We start from the raw sequence: 17,710 nt of genomic DNA on the forward strand, positions 1-17,710 counted from the left end.
AATCTTAAAATGACCTGCTGTTACAGCTCGTTTTTTAACGGATTTTCGATTGCAGGCTAATTAATCTTCCAGCGGTTTCCGTCTCGGTAGAAGCGTTTTGCGTTTACTTCAAGGAGACGGCCGTCATCTCCAAGCATTTTTACCATAGAGGTTAGAGGGTTTACTTCTGTAATGCGGAAGTCTGTTCCATCATAAGTAAGGCGTACACCTTCGTTAGGAAGACTCTTGCGGGCTTCGTTGTACCAGTCGTATTCGTAAGAAAGACAGCAGAGAAGACGGCCGCACTGACCTGAAATCTTCATTGAGTTCAAAGAGAGGTTCTGGTCTTTAGCCATTTTGATTGATACAGGACGGAGTTTATCTGAAACCCCATGACAGCAGAACGGACGGCCGCAAACTCCAAGTCCACCTGTAATACGTGATTCATCGCGGACACCAATCTGACGAAGTTCAATTCTCATTTTGAAAACAGAAACAAGGTCTTTTACAAGTTCACGGAAGTCTACACGACTGTCTGAACTGAAGAAGAACAGTGCCTTCTGTTCATCAAAAAGAAAGTGAGTTTCAACAAGCTTCATATCAAGCTTATGATTAGCAACTTTTTCCTTAAAAATAGGGAATGCTTCTTTTTCTTTATGAATAAGTTCCTGACGGCGTTTAAGGTCTGCTTCAGAGGCCTTGCGGTCAATTGTTACTATATCTGACTGTTTAATTCCCAGTGGTTTTTTAGCAGTTCCAAGAACTCTTGCCATATCTTTTCCATAGCGGGTTGGAACGATTACAAAATCACCGGCAGAAATCTGAACCTTACCTTCAGGTGCCTTTGCATAAAGGGTTTCAGAAGAGTAGTCCAGCTTTATATGATAAAGGGGAAAATCAAAAACAAGATTTTCGGAAGAAGTTTCAGTAACGTCTGTATCTTCAAGAGACGAAAGATTTTCGTTCTCGTTATCTATATCTGTTTCAAAAATATCACTCATAATAATTCAGTATACCTCACGAATTATGAACTCATCAAGTCTACAATCAGACCTTTTATTTCATTTACCTGTGCAAGAATCTTAAGATTATCAGATTGATTGGAAAGTGTTTCGCGCGCAAGGGCGTCCAGTTTCTGATTGATGATTTCAACACTTACCTTTTGTCTTGGTTTTCCTTTAGGAAGAGTATAATCAGAAAAAACAAAAAGCCTTGGAGGCTGAGCTGGTCTTCTTTTTTTAGGAGAATTGAGATTATTTACATTAAAATTATTTACGACAACAAAGCGGATAAACTGACTTACGGCAGTCTTAAATCTTTCAAGGTTTTCCTGTGTCTGATTGTCTGAAAAATCGTTTCCGGCAGTTCCTACAGCATCTGCAAGGTAAACGGCGGCGTCATCAATAGACATCGCCTGAACTTCCAGCGGCAGGCCTTCGGCAATAAACTGCGGCTCCTCAACTTCTTCACCTTTCAGTAATTTACCAAAATCAAGCTTCTTGGCGTTCCCAGTTTTGCGGACTTCTTCTTTTTTAGTATTACGTTTTATTGCTTCATTGGAGGCGTTCTGAACGCCAGAGTAGTAATAGTTTGATCCGAGAGAATCAATTTCTGCCATTTATAAATTAACCTTTTCTTTAATAGCCTTCGACTGAAGATATTCACCAGAGGTTTTTCCGAATTCGGCTTCATCTTTAATGGAAATGCAGTGGCCGTGAATGATAGCCGAGCCATCCACCTGAACCTTTCGGGAAATAATATCACCAATTACAGCGGCTTCAGCAAGAATCTTAACGCTTTCATTAGCCTTTATATTTCCTTTTATGATTCCACCAATAATTACAGATTTAGCAGTAAGGTTTCCGCGGATTCTGGCATTTTCACCAACAATAACATTTCCGTCAGTTTCAAGGCTGCCGTCGATATCTCCATCAACACGAATAAAGCCATTGACTTTCATATTGCCGGAAATTGCTGAGCCTTTTCCGATTATTGTGTTGATTGAAATGTCATCTGTTCGTAAAGCCATAGGAACCTATTTTGAAAAATTGATGTTGATATACTTAGCAGGATCTACTACGTCAGAACCGATATGTACCTCATAATGGAGGTGCGGTCCAGTTGAAACACCAGTATTACCGATAGTTCCGATTGTCTGTCCCTGGCTAACTGTTTCACCCTTCTTTACACGGAAAGAATTCAAGTGAGCATAGCGTGTATACATACCGTGATTATGTTTGATGATGATATAGTTACCAAAACTGTTATCAAATCCAACTGTAACAACCTGACCAGAAGCAGTTGCAAGAACTGCATCACCGGAACGCCAGGTAGAGAAGTCCAAACCTTTGTGAATATACCAGTTACCGTTGAGCGGATGGATATTTGGTCCGAATGCCATAGAGATATGGTAGTTAGGATTTTTTACAGGACAAATACTTGGAATTTCTGTAAAGAGGTTCTGCTGAGTTTTAAGCATCTTTCCAATCTGTTCAATAGGCTTTACAGCATCTTCAAGATATGATGTGAGCTCCTTTACATCGGCAACTTCTTTAAGAGAGCCCTGAGTAACTTCTGTAGAACTGAAGAGGGCAGAAAGGTCGCCGTTAGAAGCTGAAGTTTCTGAATTATTTTTTACCTGATCAATACCAAGTAAAGAAAGACTCTGTGAAAGAGATGACTGGAAACGTTTTGCAGCCTGGAACAGATTTGCATTCTCATCACGGAGTTCATCGAGACTTGCAAGAGTTGCACGATTCTGCTCTACGAGAGAAGAGATTTCCATGTTTGCTGAAATAGAACGTCTGTTATAATAGAAGAAGGAAGCAAGAACCCCGATTGTAACAAGAACTCCAAGCAGAAGTGCAAACACATTTGTCTGGAAGTTGATAACCTTACTCTGTGAGTGAGGAACAATCATGATGGTAAGCTTGCTGTCAAAAACTTTAAAAATGCGCACGAAAAAGCGGCCGACTTTGTGTGTAAATGCACCAAAGCCATGGCTAACGTTTGAGGCAACCTGCTTTTCAAATTTCTTCAAAGCTTTCTGAGTCTTCGACATATTCGTAAAATTATACCATATTAGGATAAATTAAGTCAAACGCACACTCGCATCTGATGAAAGATGAGAGATTATACTTATATTATCGGTGAATACCCCGAGTATGATGATGCATAAATGCTCCCGTGGGAAAACCCATTGGGCTGCGGGCGAGCTAGTTTTTTGTGTTAACAATCCTGCGGTTTTTCTTCGAAAAATCCTCGGATTGTTTTCGATGGCTAAGCGCCAAAACTCCTCGATGCAGCCCAATGGATTTTCCCACTCCGCATTTAAGCATCATAATTCTCAGACTCTATATAATGGGAATACCAAACCATCATTTTTATTTAAATTTGACGTTTACACATTACTATGTTATCTTTATATTATTATATCTCATCTTTAGGAAGAAAAAGCCATGAAGTTTTTTGATACTCACGCTCACATCGGGCTGATTTACGATGATCCTATTGAGCAATTGCGCGTAATACAACAGGCAAAGCAGGCAGGAGTTGCCCGCATTGTCAGCATCAATAATAGTCTCTATGATTTTAATAAGGTTTATCCGAATTTGAAGTCTATTTCGGGAATTTACCACGCTGTAGGAGTCGCTCCATCTGAAGTTACAAATCCTGGACATGACTGGATAAATACAATCGAAAAAAGTCTCTCTTTGCCTAATGTTGTTGCAGTAGGCGAGACAGGTCTGGACTATTTTAAACAGTTTGGTGATAAGAGAAGTCAGATTGAACTTTTTATTACCCAGCTTGAGATTGCACAGGCTCATAATCTGCCTGTAATTATTCATAACCGTGATGCAGGCCGCGATTTGTATGATGTTCTTACAGAACGTATGCCTGATGCTGGTGCTATTTTGCACTGTTATTCTGAGGATGCTGCTTTTGCAAAGAAGTGTCTTGATAAGAATATCTGGTTCAGTTTTGCAGGAAACCTTACATACCGCAATGCCCGCAACCTTCACGAAACAGTTATGAACATTCCTGTAGACCGCATTTTGATTGAAACTGAAAGTCCGTTTATGATTCCGGCAGAGTTCCGCGAGAAAAAGCGAACTATGCCTGCTTATCTTCCATCTACAGCACGCTTCCTTGCAGAAATGCTCGAAATGGATCTTGAGGCTCTCAGCGAGCAGTTGTGGAAGAACAGCTGTAAAGCTTTCAATCTTCCAGAATAATGGAAAATCTTTATCATCCGGTAAAAATCGGAAACGTAGAATTAAAAGGAAATCTCTTTTTAGCGCCGGTTGCTGGCTACAGTGACGCGGCGTTTCGTTCTGTCTGCATAGAAAACGGAGCGTGCTTTACCTATACAGAAATGGTAAGTGCAGAAGCTCTGGTACGCAAGAATCTGAAAACAGAAATTCTGATGCGCCGTGCCTGCAACGAAAAGTCATATTCAGTACAGATTTTCGGTGGCGAGCCGGAAATCATGGAAGAAGCTGCGCATATTGTCCTCGAGAAAACTCACTGCGAAGTAATAGACATAAACTGCGGCTGTCCTGTTCCTAAAATCATAAAGACAGGGGCCGGTTCGGCACTTACACGCGATCCGGACCGCTTGTTTAAGGTGGCTGAGGCAGTTGTGAAGGCTGCGGGTGGCCGCCCGGAAGACGGTGGCATTCCTGTTACTGTAAAAATCCGTTCTGGCTGGGAGTCTAAGCAGATGACCTGGCGCGAGGCGGCAACTGCAGCGCTTGAGGCTGGTGTTAGTGCGATTACAATTCACCCGCGGACCCGCGTGCAAGGGTACGAGGGGCATTCGGATTGGAATATAATGAAAGAACTCGTGGAACTGGTAAAAGACTGGGAAACACGTGAGGGAAAAGGCCGTCATATTCCTGTGTTTGGTAGTGGAGACCTCTTTAAGCCGGAAGATGCGCGGCTTATGCTTGCTCAGACTGGCGCCGACGCGGTGATGTTTGCGCGCGGGGCAATGGGCAACCCTTTTATTTTCCGGGATGCCACAGATTTGCTGACGAAAGGAAGCTATGAGCCGGTTCCTCCCGAGGAACGTGTAAGAACTGGATTTGCCGAACTGGAGCGTCTTGTTGCAGAAACAAGCGAACAGCATGCTTGTCTTGAGATGCGCAAACGCTTTGCTGCTTATTCTAAAGGGATTTCCGGTGGTGCAGCTCTTCGCGCTCGCATTGTTCACGCCGCAACTGTAGCTGACTACAAAGATATATTTGCTAATTTTATAAATCTGGGTTAAAATATTTGCGTAAAAATGGGATTTATAAAAACTCTTTCCGAATTATTCGAATCAATATTTAAACGTTCCTCGCCTGAAGTCCAGAAAAAACAGCAGATGAAAAAACTGGAACAGGAAGTCAGAGATTTTCAGCCTGCAATTTGCAGAAACAGTATGCTTCTTCCAAACTTTGGAGAAGCCATTTTTGCGCTTTACAAGAATACACGTCCATTAGACAATCTTTTTTCTGTTACAGTAAGTCCTAATAATATTCAGCGCCAGCGTCGTTTTGAAGCTCAGCTTATTGTTACGGGTTATCCTCTTGAAGATCAGGAAGTACTGGAATCTCTTTCCTTTGAAAACCGAAAGGCAGATGTTCTCGCAGAGGATCAGAATCCGGACAGAATTTATATCCATCAGAGAAAGGAACTTGAACGGCTTATAAAGGCGCTTAATACAGATGGTTTTAAAAAGATGGATGCAGACCTTCTTCAGCTTAGACAGCTTGTAGAATTCTGCCGTTATAACTATACTCCGTTCCTTCAGGCCTTTGATACTAACTTTATTCCTGCAGACTTAATGTATAAGCCGTCTTATAAAGAAATCTCCCTTGCAACTGCACAGAACCTTCTGGAAGATCTTTATTATCAGGCTAGTGGACTTCAGATTTCAACTTCAACTGCAGAAGCTGTAATTGCCCTTGCTCAGCTTCGTAAGGGTGCAGATCTGGATGAAAATGAAAAGAAGAATTACCTCGGAAATCTTAAGAAAATCAACTATATTCTTACACGAGTTATCAATCCTGATAAACTTAAGTCACTTATAAGACTTTGTCGTCAGGATCTTTCTTATGAGCCGGGAGTTGCAAAATATACAGGTTCTCCGCGTCAGGATTTTGCAAATATGCTTCAGGCGCGTTTTGATTCTGATGAGCAGAGAATTAAGACTGAAATTCAGGATGAAACAATTTCTGATGAAGTATCTTCTCTGTTTCCGGATATTCCTCTAGAAGAGGTTGGTTCATACAGTCAGGCTTATAACAATCTCCTGCAGACAGAAGTTTCTATGTCATTTAAATGGATTCTTCCAATGCGAATTCTTAAAACCTTCATCAAGTTCTATCTTCCGGAAGGATCAAAAGCCCTTCTTAATGATATTGTAATTGAAGGTTTCTTTAATAATCCTGCTTATAAATCAAACTTTTCTTCAATTGTATTTGCTGCCATCAATGCTGATAAGGAAATCAAAGAATTTGAGGAATCCTTTGGTCAGGATAAAAAACATAGTATTGCCGTTCTTGAAAGCTATATAAAGGATAGTAAAAAAGATAAGGACTTTTTCAAGAAGCTCGAAAAGATGGTTCAGTCTATCAATGATGATGCGCATAAAGTTTTACAGTCATTGTGTACAAACCTCAATTCTTTGAGTCGTCAGTTAGGAGAGCTGCTTGCAGATGCGAAAAAGCCTTCCAGCGAAATAATTTCAAATCTTAAGGTTTTGATGATGTCTTCACGCAACCGTGATAATACAAACTTCCTTGAGACCAACTATGCCAACTGGAATATATTTTTTGAAATTATGAAAAATTATGTTATTATAAATAGTGGTGATATAAAGCATGAATAGGAAGAAGTTCAGCGATAGTAAAGATTCGTCTCAGCAACAGGTACTGGAACAGACTATTCAGTACGAGAAGAAAATTTATGACCTTGAACAGCTCCTGGATATTGCAAAATCTTTCTGCCAGAATCTTGATTTCAGTAACCTTCTTGAATCTATTGTTTATATCTGTATGGCTCAGATGCATGTTCTTGGAGCTGAAATCTTTGTTCGTGATTTAATTACTAATGAAAACTTTATTCTTGAAACCTCAAAGGATTTTCTTTCTGATAAGAAGACAATGATTCCGGTAAACACTGCGGTTGCTGCTATTCTTAATTCAGAAAAACGTCCTCTTACATTTGAAGAACTTAAGAAAATCTGTCCAAACTGCGAGCATCTTAAAATTCTTGAAACATTGAATCCAACTCTTATAGTTCCTCTTATTCAGAAAAATCACCTTAACGGTATGCTCGTTCTGCAGGAACGTATTGCTATTGAAGATGATGCTTCTTATTCTGAATATGAGTTAAATCAGATTATGTCGATTGCCAGTCTGGCGTCGGTTGCAATCAATAATGCTGCTCTGCTGGAAATGTCATCAACAGATATGATGACTCATCTTAAGCTTAAGTATTATTTCTTTAATCTGCTTACAGAAGCTATAGATGCAGCTTTTCTTAATAATCAGCATATTGCTGTAATTATGTTTGATATTGATTTCTTTAAGAAATTTAATGATACCTACGGTCATGAATGTGGAGATTTTGTTCTGAAAAGTGTAGCTGATCTTATCCGCAAAAATCTTCGCGAATCTGATGTTGCAAGCCGATATGGTGGAGAGGAATTTACAGCCCTTTTGCTTGAAGCGGGTAAAGATGAGGCTATGGCTGTAGCCGAAAGAATCCGTTCAACAATAAATGAACATGATTTTGTATATAATGATCAGCATCTTCATGTAACAATTTCTGGTGGAGTTTCTGTTTTTGATGCTCAGACAAATCTGGTGAGTTCGCCAAATGAGTTTGTAAATCAGGCTGACCAGGGGCTCTATATGTCAAAAAATAACGGAAGGAACCGCGTAACTTACTTTGATCCAAAGTTAAAGTCTTCGCTTAAATCTGCAAATGCCAAAAAATAAGTTTTTTCTACGAAGACCATTTCCGTATACATACAGACGGTATGCTCTTTTACTCATTCTCATAAATTTTTGTGTTTTTGGTATACGTTTTGTGTATCCAAACATCGCTGAATATGTTCATTACTATGGTGCTATGAATCCAATACTGGTAGAGCAGTATCATATGTACTGGCAGTTTTTTACTTACATGTTTGTGCATCAGAATATTCAGCATGTGTTCTTTAATATGCTTGCTCTGCTTGTGTTTGGACTGGGGTTTGAAAAAGCGGTCGGCAGCCGGGAATTTTTGCTTTTCTATCTGATTTGTGGCGCTTTGAGCGGCTTTTTTTCATTCCTTGTGTACAGATTCACAGGGCAGACTATGGTATTTCTGCTTGGAGCAAGTGGCGCGGTTTATGCTGTGCTCTTTGCTTATGCGGTGTTCTTCCCACGTTCTGTGATTTTTATCTGGGGGCTGATTCCTGTTCCAGCTCCAGTTCTTGTATTCATTTATGCACTGATTGAATTGGGAAGCCAGTTTTTTGGTAATGGATCGAATGTTGCTCATATGACTCATCTGTTCGGATTCTTTGCTGCCTGGCTTTATTTTGTAATCAGAATGGGAATTCATCCTGTAAAAATATGGAAAGAAACGTACAAAATGTAAATAAAGGATTTCTCGCTGTATTTGTTTTATGCCTGCTGTGTACAAGCCGCCTTTTTGCACAGACTCCTTCTGTTGTGCGTAATATCCGTCTGCCGTTGTGGGCAGAACTGGATGCATATCCGGGACTGGAACTTTCCAGTGATAAGGATGAAGACCAGTTTGATTTTCCGATTTCTCAGATGCGGAAAATGGCTCCTTTTATAGTAAACGGAATGGTCTATGGCTGGAATTTCGTTTATGTACCTTATGATAAGGCGAGAGGGGTAGAAGAGTATCTGGAAATTACAGAAATAGTTCCTTCAGATGTGATTCGCGATGGCATTACTTATGCATCTCCGTGGATTTCAAACAATAACCTGAACTGCTGGGTCGAATATACCCGAACAGATTCTCAGGTACAAAGCTACAATCTGTGGGCATCTATTCAGAATCCTGTTATTGCGGGAATAGGTTATGGTTCAGTTGAAAAAGGTTTTGAGGGCATAGAGGAGGCTGCCCGTGAGTCTTTGAAGGCTGCTATAAGAAATCATTATAGAAAAACAATAAAAAACAAACCAAAAGAGATTACTGGTTCTGTTTTAATCCGTAAGTTTCCCACTCTGGGTATAGATTCAGGACGTTATGTAATAAATCTTGATTTTTTCCTAGAATGCGGTAAAATAATTGAGTATAGTGTTTATTAAACACATCAACAGGAGTTTATATATGAAGAAGATTTTATCAATACTTGCAGTTTTTGCGGTTCTTATGGGCTCTATTTTTGCTGAGACTATTGGTGATAATCCGGATGATCCGTTCGAAAGAGACAGATTTGAAAACGAAAAACTTACGACACAGATCATTGTGCCTGAAAATCAGCATTGTACAGACAAAAATGCTACGGTAAAAATTGAATATCAGCCTATGCATGATGAACTTCGTATTTATTATGATACTCTCTATGTAACTTTTGATAAGGGAGAAGCTATGAATACAGTAATGGCTTGTCTTCAGGATTTTATAAAAGAGAATAAGTATTATAATTATAGATATATGGAGAAAGATAAGATTAAGTCTTACAAGGATGATAGAAAACAGCGTAAGACTCTCTATGCATCTCATATTAAATTAACACGCTAACCTATTCAGTATTTCTTTGAAATATGATAAAATAAAGCCGACAGAATGCTCTGTCGGCTTTTAATTTTTTAAAGGAGGTAGACCTAAAAAATTGCTTTCGCAATTTTTCCTAACGGTCTGCTATATGGAAGTAACAAACATCATAAAAAATCTTCATCCGCTTGAAATTAAGGTTTTGTTAAAGTATTCAGGACAGGATGAGCTTACATCAGAAAAACTCCAGAAGGAACTGGAATACAAGGAAGGTCATGCAAATCAGGCATTCTCATGGCTTTCTGGAAAGGAACTTCTTAAAGAAATCCGCCGTACACCACATACATTTTTTGAAATTACAGAGATGGGCCGCAAGCTCGCAGAAACTGGTACTGTAGAAGAGCGCATGGTAAACTTCCTTAAAGATAAGGGGGCTCACACAATGCCGGAAATTGCAGCAGGAATTGGTCTTGAGCAGAAAGATGTTGGTTCTGCTTTTGGTCCTCTTGTAAAAGACGGCGTTCTTAAAATGAATGCAGAAAAGAAGGTTGAATACACTGGGGCTGCTCTTCCTGAGCGCATTAAGGCAACTATGGACCTTGTAAAAAAGGCTATTTCTGCTGAAGGTGGCCTTCTTAATAAAGATGATTTGAGCGCTGCAGAAGTTTCTGCTATGGACGGCCTTGCTAAGAAGCGTGGTGCTGCAGATTCTCCATTCAAGATGATTGAACGTGAGACTGTATTCTACAAGCTTCAGAGCGGTTTCGAAGCTGTTCGTGATGCTCTTAAGAACGCAGGTGTTACAGGTAATGAAATCGGAGAAATCACTCCAAAAATGCTTTCTTCTGGCGAATGGAAAAACGGTACATTCCGTGGATACAACATTGCAATTCCACCTGCACGTATCATTCCTGGCCGTACAAATCCATACGTTCAGTTCCTTGAGTCTGTAAAAGACAAGCTTTGTTCTCTTGGTTTCCAGGAGTTCGATGGTCCGCTTGTAGAAACTGAATTCTGGAACGGTGATGCATTGTTCATGCCACAGTTCCACGCTGCACGTGATATTCACGATGTATACCGCATTAAGAATCCTACACACGCAAAGTTTATTGAAGAACCATATTTGAGCAATGTAAAGGCTGCTCACGAAACTGGTGGAAACACTGGTAGCCGTGGATGGAACTACACATTCGATAACGAGTTCACACGCCGCCTTATTCTCCGCTCGCAGGGAACTGTACTTTCTGCACACCAGCTTCACAAGGCTGAAGTTCCAGGCAAATACTTTGGTATTGCACGCTGTTTCCGCTACGATAAGGTAGATGCAACTCACCTTTCTGACTTCTATCAGACTGAAGGTATTATTGCCGGAAACGACGTAACTCTCCGCGACCTTCTTGGTATGCTCAAGATGTTCGCAACAGAAATTGCCGGAGCAGAAGAAGTAAAATATGTTCCAGGTTACTTCCCGTTCACAGAGCCTTCAATCGAAGTTCATATCAAGCACCCTGTATTGGGCTGGTTCGAACTCGGTGGTTCTGGTATCTTCCGTCCGGAAGTTACCCGTGCTATGGGTCTTGATTGTCCTGTACTTGCATGGGGTATCGGTATTGACCGTATGGCGCTTATGGCACTTGGCCTTAACGACCTCCGCGAACTCTTCTGTGAGGATATCGAGAAAGTAAGACTTAGAAAAGCTAAGTTCTAGAATAGATCCCGAAACAAGTTCGGGATGACAAAAAGGCCGTCATTGCGAGGAGCGACAGCGACGTGGCAATCTATATAATATGGATTGCTTCGCTGCGCTCGCAATGACGGCCTTATTTTATTTAACATTATTTTAAGCTTTGAATAAATCAACAGTGGTGTTCAGGGCAGCCCGAACATCTGTAACGTCGTCTTTATTCAGAACGGCAATGCGGAAGATTGCGGATTCAAGCAGGCCGTAAAGTGTATCGTTTACATCTTTTACGTTAAGTTCCTTAAACTCTTTATTCTGAATTCCCTTAATGAGGATTGTAGTCAAAAGATGGCGCAGGCGGATAACACGGCGGCGAACACGTTCGCTTGTGTCTACACCTGATTTTTTCAGCTGCATAAGGTAATTCAAAAGAACACTGAAAAGTTTTTTATTGCTTTCGATTGAATCTGCAAGTGTTGAAAGAATTTTTCGAAGTGCAGCTTCTGCAGACAGAGTTGAATCTGCCATAATCTTTTTAAGTGCAATTTCCAGTTCTGAGAGAAGCTCTTTTATACTACCCAAAAAGATTTCATGTTTATTCTTAAAATAAATATAGAGGGTGGTACGTGTGATACCGCAGCGATCGGCAATTTTCTGGAAGGTTGCATCTTCGTAACCTTCTTCAATAAACACGTCAAGAGATTTCTGTAAAATTTCCTGTTTACGTTTGTCGTGTTCTACCACAATTGCCATTTCGCTTTCTCCTTATCGCTTATAAATGTAGAATGAAGTATCCAGATTTCCAGCTTTCAGCTTTTTAATTGCCGAGGTCTTATGTCCAAAACTTTCCTGGAAGTCAGGATTAGATGTAATTACGCCAATGTCCCAGCCTTCAAAGTCTGTCCAGAGACTGCTCATATTCTTGTATAATTCACGAGCCTGTTCTTCATCACCAAGACGTTCACCGTAAGGTGGGTTACAGAGAAGAAGTCCAGAATCATAAGGTGCTGCTAAATCTGCAAAATCAGACTGAATAAAATCCGGGCGAGGAATATGTGCACTGATATCAATTGATTTAAGTGCGCGGCCGGCCATTACGCAGGCATATTCGGCGTTTTTCTTAGCGCGTTCAACTGCAGCGTTATCAATATCAGAACCTGTAATACGAACTTCTACGTCTGTACGGATTTTTGCTGCTTCTTCTGCTTTAATTTCCTGAGCACGTTTTTCGTTATAGATAGGAAGATTTTCAAGCGCAAAGCGGCGGCCAAAACCAGGTGCTACGTTGAAAGCATAAAGAGTTGCTTCAATTGCAATTGTACCTGAACCGCAGAACGGATCATGAAGCGGTGTTTTACGACGCCACATCATTTCCTGAAGGAGAGTAGCAGCAAGTGTTTCGCGGAGAGGTGCAATACCACCATCTACACGGTAACCGCGTTTGTGAAGAGGAAGTCCCGAAAGGTCCAGAAGAACCAGAACTTTATTTTCATCAACATAAACACGGACATTGCTTTCTTCACCGGTTTCCGGCATAGAAGCCATGTGCCATACATCTCCGAGTTTTGAATAGATAGCTTTGTGAACAATTCCCTGAATAGAGTGTTCAGAGTTGAGTTTACTCTTGTAAGAACGCACCTTGTCTACAATGACACGTGAATCCTTTCGTAAAAAATCCTGCCAGTTTACAGCGTAAGTTCCATCGTAAAGTGCATCAAAATCAAGAGCATCATATTCTGCAAGCTGAAGGTAAACACGGTCTGCTGTTCTCAGACAAAGATTTGCTTTGAATAAAGCATCGTCATCACCAAAAAAAGAAACTCTTCCCGGTGCGTTTCCATTGAGTTTATAACCTAAATGTTTAATTTCGTTGCCGAGAATTCGCTCGGCACCAACTGCGCATAATGCGACCAGAGTATTCATACTGGTCTAAATTACCATTTTTACAATTTTTGTTCAATTGTCATTTTGCGCAGCGGCGTGATTAGTATATTGTTGCGGAGTAGTCGAAACCGTCAGTGCCTAATTGTGATGGCACAACAATTTTTTGTGAGCTTCCGACACCTGTAACTTTGATTGCTGTTGGTTCAGTCCAGATAACTTCTTTAATCAGTCTGTCTTCTATAGGTTTAGAATCATCATCAAAAATCATTTTTTGTCCAACAATACCGTTGATGGTTAATTCAGTGTCCAGAAATTCAGGAGGAAGAAGTCCTAAGAGCGGTAGTGTTGTTCCGCTTGCAATTGAAGGAAGCGCGAAGGTTTGAGTAGCAGTTTCGCTTTGAATAATCAACATTGGGTAGTAACTGTCTGTTATATATTCAGGAAAGTCAGGTACCACAATTGTTCCGTTTATTTCTATAGTGTGATTATCTTTGTTGTATTTCAGGCTGACACCTGTTGTTCTGAAAGTTAAATTATCAGATTCATAATAGCAAGAATCAAATTCAGAGGCTTTTATTTCTATAACGTCTGACCATTTTGTATAATAATATTCTCCGTCTATATTGTAACGGACTCGATAATCATAAGAATGTCCATCTTTAATAAGTTTATCAATAAAACGATAATTCTTATTATCATTTAAAAGTGCAAGAGGATGATTTAGAAGAGCAATTGTTGTAACAACATCAGTATCTTTGTCTCTTCTGTATACATTCAAATATTTAGTTTTTGAGTTTACTTTAGGAATAATAAGTGTAACCTGCTTATCTGATAAATCAACACCAGGCTTATCATACAAATTTGTATCGTCAAATTCTAATTTACAGGAAAAAAGAGTTATTCCGAGAAAAGTGATAAGAAATAAAAATATAGAAGTTCCCTTTTTCATAATACAATACCTCATTTTAATATCGGCAGAAAAAAGGAACTTCTTTAATGGAATATGGCGTTGGATTTATTCGTTTGCAGCTTCGATTACACCGTAGTAAGCAGGTTTACAGTGGAATTCTTTATCCTTAAATAAAAGAGGATATTGAGTATGGCCCTTATGCATGCCGTTAAGCCAGGTCCATTCGTCGCGTACACCCCAGAGAGTAACACCTTCTATACCATTTTTACCGGGCTGTTTACGGTTCTTAATGAACATTGTAAACCAGATTTTATAGAAGTCTTTAAGGCGCATTGCATTGTATGATGCACTGCCATTTGCAACATCCATTTCTGTAATCTGAACATTGATTCCTTTTGAAAGGAAGTTTTGAACGGCTTTTTCAAAGTTTGCGGCAGAATCATTTATGCCGACATGTGTCTGCATTCCAGCTGCATCAATACGTGCATCTGGTGCTGCCTGAATTGCATCAATGATTTTGCAGATTGCTCTGTTTTTGTTTGTGGATGCACAACCGTAATCGTTGTAAACAAGTTTTACATCTTTTGGAGCATATTTATTTGCATAACGGAAGGCATTTACAATAAAGGTTTCATTTTTATATACTGCAAACCAGTTGCTTGAACCTGCATCACGAAGGAAATTTGCATCTGTAGCATTGTCTGAGGCTGCTTCATTTACAACATCCCATGCGAGAATCATATGTTCACCATTGTTGTTTTTCTTTTCCCATTCTGCAACATGCTGAAGAACTGTTTTAATATACCATTCCATTCGGGCATTCATTTCATCTGGACTTACAAGGGCAGTTTCCCCGTTATGACCATAGTTTTTCTGGAAGAACCAGGCCGGAGTCTGACTGTGCCATACAAGAGTGTGGCCACGGAGCTTTAAGCCGAGTTTTTTCATGTCAGAAAGAATGCTGTCCATCTGCTTAAAGGTTGGAATGTCTGCTGGAACTTCGTAGAGATTTCCATCTTCTCCACGGAATTCTGTAAGTTTATTGGGTTTATTCCATCCGAATATAAAATCAGGTTTAAATTCGTTTTCCATAGTAATTACACTTGCATGCAGTGGAAGCCCCTGCTGTAAAAGAGGTTCCTTGAAGGTGTTATTATAGGAAACACAGAAGCCAAAATAATCAAAATAATCTTTCAGAACATCTTTTACACCAGTAACTTCTGTCCAGACTTCCGGTTGAGGAGCACCTTTTGTAAGACCTTCTCCATTGAGACGAAGTTTGAAGTTTTTAATGTATACAGTTGCTTCCTTGTTGAGTGTGCCCCCGGAAACATACAGCTGTCTTTTTCCGGAAAGATGGAGTGTAAGATGTTTATTTACGCTGAACCATTTTCCGTTATCTACCTTTCTGTCAAAAAGTTTTGGGAAGTTTTCTTCCAGTTCATTGATCATCCATATCACCTGAGTTTTTTTAGTAGTGTTATCATCAATGAACATTTCGCAGGAAAGCTGTATTTCAATATCTTTTCCTTCATAAGGAGATAAATCTATTGAAACAGGATTTGCACGCGAAGTATCGTGAAGTCTTACCTGTGTGACATTTTTATCTTTGCCAAACTTCCTATTGAAGAGAATCGCTTTTCCATCTTCATCAATCCGGGTAATGCTCACAGAACCATCTGAATTTTCAATAGTCTGTGGAGTTTTGTTTTTTGAGCTGCAGCCTGTAATAAGAAGCAGTGCTGCTGCAATGGTCAAAAGAGTTCGTTTCATCATATAGGTTATTATTGTATCTAAGTAATAAATAATCTATAATGGATTTTAACTATTATTTTTATAACTATTGTTTTCAAGGAAGCATTATGGGAATTATGTTGAAAGACAAATTCGGCAGTGTATTTGCTGAAATGTCTAAGCTTTCGCACGCTGCTGCGAAAATTGATGAAACAAAAGTTTATGAAGAAGCAAATCTTCAGCTCAGACCTTACATGTGGAAGCTTTTGGATGAAGCATTCAATTCTGAATCAGGTTTGGGAAACATTGAAAATTTTAAGGCCTTCTATGATTCAGTTGTAAACGAAGGAAAATCTGGCCTTATTCTTATGGAGCACTACACAAATCTTGATTTACCTGGAATTCTTTATCTTCTTGAAAAGAACGGCGAAGACTGGGCAAAGGATATGTCTTCCAGAATTGTAGCTGTAGCAGGAATGAAGCTTAATGAAGCAAGTGCCGGTGTACGTGCATTTACAGAAGGCTTTACTCGTGTTGTAATTTATCCTACACGTTCATTGAATGCCGTAGAAGGAAAGGAAATTTCCGAAGAAGAAAAGGCTGCAGAAGAGCAGAGAGCCAGAAAAATTAACTTTGCTGCTATGCGTGCTATGGATGCCTGCAAAAAACGTGGTCAGATGATTCTGGTATTCCCAAGTGGTACACGTTATCGTCCTGGACAGCCGGAAACAAAACGCGGTCTTCGTGAAATTGACAGTTACCTCCGTCTTTTTGACAAGATGATTCTTGTTTCAATAAATGGAAATTGTCTGCGCATAAATCCTGAGAACCCTGAGGATATGCTTGCTGATATTCTTGAAACTGGTAAATGTACATTTACTGCAAGTCCTGTAATTGACTGTAAGGAATTCAGAAACAATATTCTCGCAAAGTTACCTGCAGATGAGGCAGATCCAAAACAGAAGACTGTTGATGCAGTTATGGAATATTTAGAAAAGCAGCACGGTGATGCTGAATAAATACTGGAGCAAAAAATGAAAGAAATTAAAAACGAATTGTCTTCTACAACTTACCCTGGAAGAGGAATTATTGCTGGTTTATCAGCTGATGGAAAATATGCAGTTTCTGCTTACTGGACAATGGGCCGCAGTGCAGGAAGCAGAAACCGTATTTTTGTTACAGAAAACGAAAACGGAACTGAGGTTGTTCGCACAAAGGCTTTTGATGAGTCTTTGATTGCTGGTGACCCAAGTCTTATCATTTATGCTGCAGTTCGTGAGCTTGGAAAAAAGACAATCGTAACAAACGGGGACCAGACAGATACAATTTTTGATGGTTTGAAAGAAGGAAAGACTTTTGAACAGTCTCTTCGCAGCCGTAAGTACGAGCACGATGCTCCAAACTATACTCCACGTATTTCTTCTTTGCTTGATCTTGAAGGCGGAGTAAACGGTGGTTATGCTTACTCACTTTCTATTCTTAAGAGTGACTGTGGAAACGGCGATAATACTCTTCGCTTTACTTACACTTACGATAATCCTCAGAAGGGTGAGGGACATTATATTCACACTTACATGGGTGATGGAAATCCTCTTCCAAGTTTTGAGGGTGAACCGGTAAAACTCAAGATTGAAGGCGACATTGAAACTCTTACAAATACAATCTGGAGTTCTTTGAACGAAGAGAATAAGGTTTCACTTTTTGTACGATTTATTGATCTTGAAACTGGTAAGTACGAAGAGCGTATTTTGAATAAGAATCTGTAATAGCCTGAAATCGAAAATCCGTTAAAA

Annotated in this window: 18 protein-coding genes; 10 read left to right on the plus strand and 8 right to left on the minus strand. The window is 39.8% G+C overall.

Annotation, left to right across the window (positions count from 1 at the left end; genetic code table 11):
* Window positions 1-56 precede the first annotated feature (56 nt).
* From AABJ44_RS02210 to AABJ44_RS02225, 4 genes are read right to left on the minus strand one after another with little or no spacing between them, the layout of a single operon-like run.
* On the minus strand, window positions 57-980 hold the full coding sequence (locus AABJ44_RS02210; protein ID WP_074641349.1) for a PSP1 domain-containing protein: 924 nt from the start codon (window positions 978-980) through the stop codon (window positions 57-59).
* Window positions 981-1,003: 23 nt separating this feature from the next.
* Window positions 1,004-1,597, minus strand: coding sequence for a DUF327 family protein (locus tag AABJ44_RS02215; RefSeq protein WP_074641348.1), 594 nt, complete (start codon window positions 1,595-1,597; stop codon window positions 1,004-1,006).
* Window positions 1,598-2,008, minus strand: coding sequence for a bactofilin family protein (locus AABJ44_RS02220; protein WP_074641346.1), 411 nt, complete (start codon window positions 2,006-2,008; stop codon window positions 1,598-1,600).
* A gap of 6 nt (window positions 2,009-2,014) precedes the next feature.
* Entirely contained in the window at window positions 2,015-3,040 is a 1,026-nt protein-coding gene (locus AABJ44_RS02225; protein WP_074641344.1) for a M23 family metallopeptidase, read from the minus strand.
* Between the two features lie 397 nt (window positions 3,041-3,437).
* Here AABJ44_RS02225 and AABJ44_RS02230 point away from each other — a divergent pair, with 397 nt between their 5' ends.
* The 8 genes from AABJ44_RS02230 (at window position 3,438) to pheS (ending at window position 11,416) form a co-directional block, all read left to right on the plus strand.
* Window positions 3,438-4,214, plus strand: coding sequence for a TatD family hydrolase (locus AABJ44_RS02230; protein ID WP_074641343.1), 777 nt, complete (start codon window positions 3,438-3,440; stop codon window positions 4,212-4,214).
* Window positions 4,214-5,251, plus strand: coding sequence for a tRNA dihydrouridine synthase DusB (dusB, locus tag AABJ44_RS02235; protein WP_338370295.1), 1,038 nt, complete (start codon window positions 4,214-4,216; stop codon window positions 5,249-5,251). Before AABJ44_RS02230 ends, dusB begins: the two co-directional genes overlap by 1 nt.
* A 96-nt stretch (window positions 5,252-5,347) precedes the next feature.
* Complete coding sequence (locus AABJ44_RS02240) at window positions 5,348-6,856, plus strand: DUF5312 family protein (RefSeq protein WP_338370296.1); 1,509 nt, start codon at window positions 5,348-5,350, stop codon at window positions 6,854-6,856.
* Window positions 6,849-7,970, plus strand: coding sequence for a diguanylate cyclase DgcA (dgcA, locus tag AABJ44_RS02245; RefSeq protein ID WP_074641338.1), 1,122 nt, complete (start codon window positions 6,849-6,851; stop codon window positions 7,968-7,970). Before AABJ44_RS02240 ends, dgcA begins: the two co-directional genes overlap by 8 nt.
* 133 nt (window positions 7,971-8,103) lie before the next feature.
* On the plus strand, window positions 8,104-8,616 hold the full coding sequence (locus AABJ44_RS02250; RefSeq protein ID WP_338370297.1) for a rhomboid family intramembrane serine protease: 513 nt from the start codon (window positions 8,104-8,106) through the stop codon (window positions 8,614-8,616).
* On the plus strand, window positions 8,592-9,299 hold the full coding sequence (locus AABJ44_RS02255; protein ID WP_338370298.1) for a hypothetical protein: 708 nt from the start codon (window positions 8,592-8,594) through the stop codon (window positions 9,297-9,299). The genes AABJ44_RS02250 and AABJ44_RS02255 overlap by 25 nt, the downstream gene beginning before the upstream one ends.
* 22 nt (window positions 9,300-9,321) lie before the next feature.
* Window positions 9,322-9,735 (plus strand): hypothetical protein, encoded by a 414-nt coding sequence (locus AABJ44_RS02260; RefSeq protein WP_074641333.1) that lies wholly within the window; start codon window positions 9,322-9,324, stop codon window positions 9,733-9,735.
* 124 nt (window positions 9,736-9,859) lie between these two features.
* Window positions 9,860-11,416 carry a phenylalanine--tRNA ligase subunit alpha gene (gene pheS, locus AABJ44_RS02265; protein ID WP_338370299.1) on the plus strand — a complete coding sequence of 519 codons (1,557 nt, stop codon included), beginning with the start codon at window positions 9,860-9,862 and terminating at the stop codon, window positions 11,414-11,416.
* Window positions 11,417-11,548: 132 nt separating this feature from the next.
* Here pheS and AABJ44_RS02270 read toward each other — a convergent pair whose 3' ends face one another.
* From AABJ44_RS02270 to AABJ44_RS02285, 4 genes are all read right to left on the minus strand, one after another.
* Entirely contained in the window at window positions 11,549-12,142 is a 594-nt protein-coding gene (locus AABJ44_RS02270) for a TetR/AcrR family transcriptional regulator (RefSeq protein WP_338370300.1), read from the minus strand.
* A gap of 12 nt (window positions 12,143-12,154) precedes the next feature.
* Window positions 12,155-13,312 carry a THUMP domain-containing class I SAM-dependent RNA methyltransferase gene (locus AABJ44_RS02275; protein WP_338370301.1) on the minus strand — a complete coding sequence of 386 codons (1,158 nt, stop codon included), beginning with the start codon at window positions 13,310-13,312 and terminating at the stop codon, window positions 12,155-12,157.
* 61 nt (window positions 13,313-13,373) lie between these two features.
* A complete protein-coding gene (locus AABJ44_RS02280) occupies window positions 13,374-14,222 on the minus strand; it encodes a hypothetical protein (protein WP_338370302.1) in 849 nt (282 codons plus the stop codon).
* Window positions 14,223-14,288: 66 nt separating this feature from the next.
* Complete coding sequence (locus tag AABJ44_RS02285) at window positions 14,289-15,959, minus strand: endo-1,4-beta-xylanase (protein WP_338370303.1); 1,671 nt, start codon at window positions 15,957-15,959, stop codon at window positions 14,289-14,291.
* An 86-nt stretch (window positions 15,960-16,045) separates the two neighbouring features.
* On the opposite strand from AABJ44_RS02285, the gene AABJ44_RS02290 reads away from it, so the two are divergent.
* Together AABJ44_RS02290 and AABJ44_RS02295 are read left to right on the plus strand one after the other, a co-directional pair.
* The gene (locus AABJ44_RS02290) at window positions 16,046-16,936 is read left to right on the plus strand and encodes a lysophospholipid acyltransferase family protein (RefSeq protein ID WP_074641323.1); all 891 of its coding nucleotides are present in this window, start codon (window positions 16,046-16,048) and stop codon (window positions 16,934-16,936) included.
* 15 nt (window positions 16,937-16,951) lie between these two features.
* Window positions 16,952-17,683 (plus strand): IMP cyclohydrolase, encoded by a 732-nt coding sequence (locus AABJ44_RS02295; RefSeq protein ID WP_338370304.1) that lies wholly within the window; start codon window positions 16,952-16,954, stop codon window positions 17,681-17,683.
* Window positions 17,684-17,710: the final 27 nt, after the last annotated feature.

Source organism: Treponema bryantii (assembly GCF_036492245.1).
Classification (GTDB): Bacteria; Spirochaetota; Spirochaetia; order Treponematales; family Treponemataceae; genus Treponema_D; species Treponema_D bryantii_C.

Bases quoted from the DNA above. Each gene is read 5' to 3' on its own strand.
- AABJ44_RS02210 (WP_074641349.1), bottom strand. From the start codon at position 980: ATGAGTGATATTTTTGAAACAGATATAGATAACGAGAACGAAAATCTT.
- AABJ44_RS02215 (WP_074641348.1), bottom strand. From the start codon at position 1,597: ATGGCAGAAATTGATTCTCTCGGATCAAACTATTACTACTCTGGCGTT.
- AABJ44_RS02220 (WP_074641346.1), bottom strand. From the start codon at position 2,008: ATGGCTTTACGAACAGATGACATTTCAATCAACACAATAATCGGAAAA.
- AABJ44_RS02225 (WP_074641344.1), bottom strand. From the start codon at position 3,040: ATGTCGAAGACTCAGAAAGCTTTGAAGAAATTTGAAAAGCAGGTTGCC.
- AABJ44_RS02230 (WP_074641343.1), top strand. From the start codon at position 3,438: ATGAAGTTTTTTGATACTCACGCTCACATCGGGCTGATTTACGATGAT.
- dusB (WP_338370295.1), top strand. From the start codon at position 4,214: ATGGAAAATCTTTATCATCCGGTAAAAATCGGAAACGTAGAATTAAAA.
- AABJ44_RS02240 (WP_338370296.1), top strand. From the start codon at position 5,348: ATGAAAAAACTGGAACAGGAAGTCAGAGATTTTCAGCCTGCAATTTGC.
- dgcA (WP_074641338.1), top strand. From the start codon at position 6,849: ATGAATAGGAAGAAGTTCAGCGATAGTAAAGATTCGTCTCAGCAACAG.
- AABJ44_RS02250 (WP_338370297.1), top strand. From the start codon at position 8,104: ATGAATCCAATACTGGTAGAGCAGTATCATATGTACTGGCAGTTTTTT.
- AABJ44_RS02255 (WP_338370298.1), top strand. From the start codon at position 8,592: ATGGAAAGAAACGTACAAAATGTAAATAAAGGATTTCTCGCTGTATTT.
- AABJ44_RS02260 (WP_074641333.1), top strand. From the start codon at position 9,322: ATGAAGAAGATTTTATCAATACTTGCAGTTTTTGCGGTTCTTATGGGC.
- pheS (WP_338370299.1), top strand. From the start codon at position 9,860: ATGGAAGTAACAAACATCATAAAAAATCTTCATCCGCTTGAAATTAAG.
- AABJ44_RS02270 (WP_338370300.1), bottom strand. From the start codon at position 12,142: ATGGCAATTGTGGTAGAACACGACAAACGTAAACAGGAAATTTTACAG.
- AABJ44_RS02275 (WP_338370301.1), bottom strand. From the start codon at position 13,312: ATGAATACTCTGGTCGCATTATGCGCAGTTGGTGCCGAGCGAATTCTC.
- AABJ44_RS02280 (WP_338370302.1), bottom strand. From the start codon at position 14,222: ATGAAAAAGGGAACTTCTATATTTTTATTTCTTATCACTTTTCTCGGA.
- AABJ44_RS02285 (WP_338370303.1), bottom strand. From the start codon at position 15,959: ATGATGAAACGAACTCTTTTGACCATTGCAGCAGCACTGCTTCTTATT.
- AABJ44_RS02290 (WP_074641323.1), top strand. From the start codon at position 16,046: ATGGGAATTATGTTGAAAGACAAATTCGGCAGTGTATTTGCTGAAATG.
- AABJ44_RS02295 (WP_338370304.1), top strand. From the start codon at position 16,952: ATGAAAGAAATTAAAAACGAATTGTCTTCTACAACTTACCCTGGAAGA.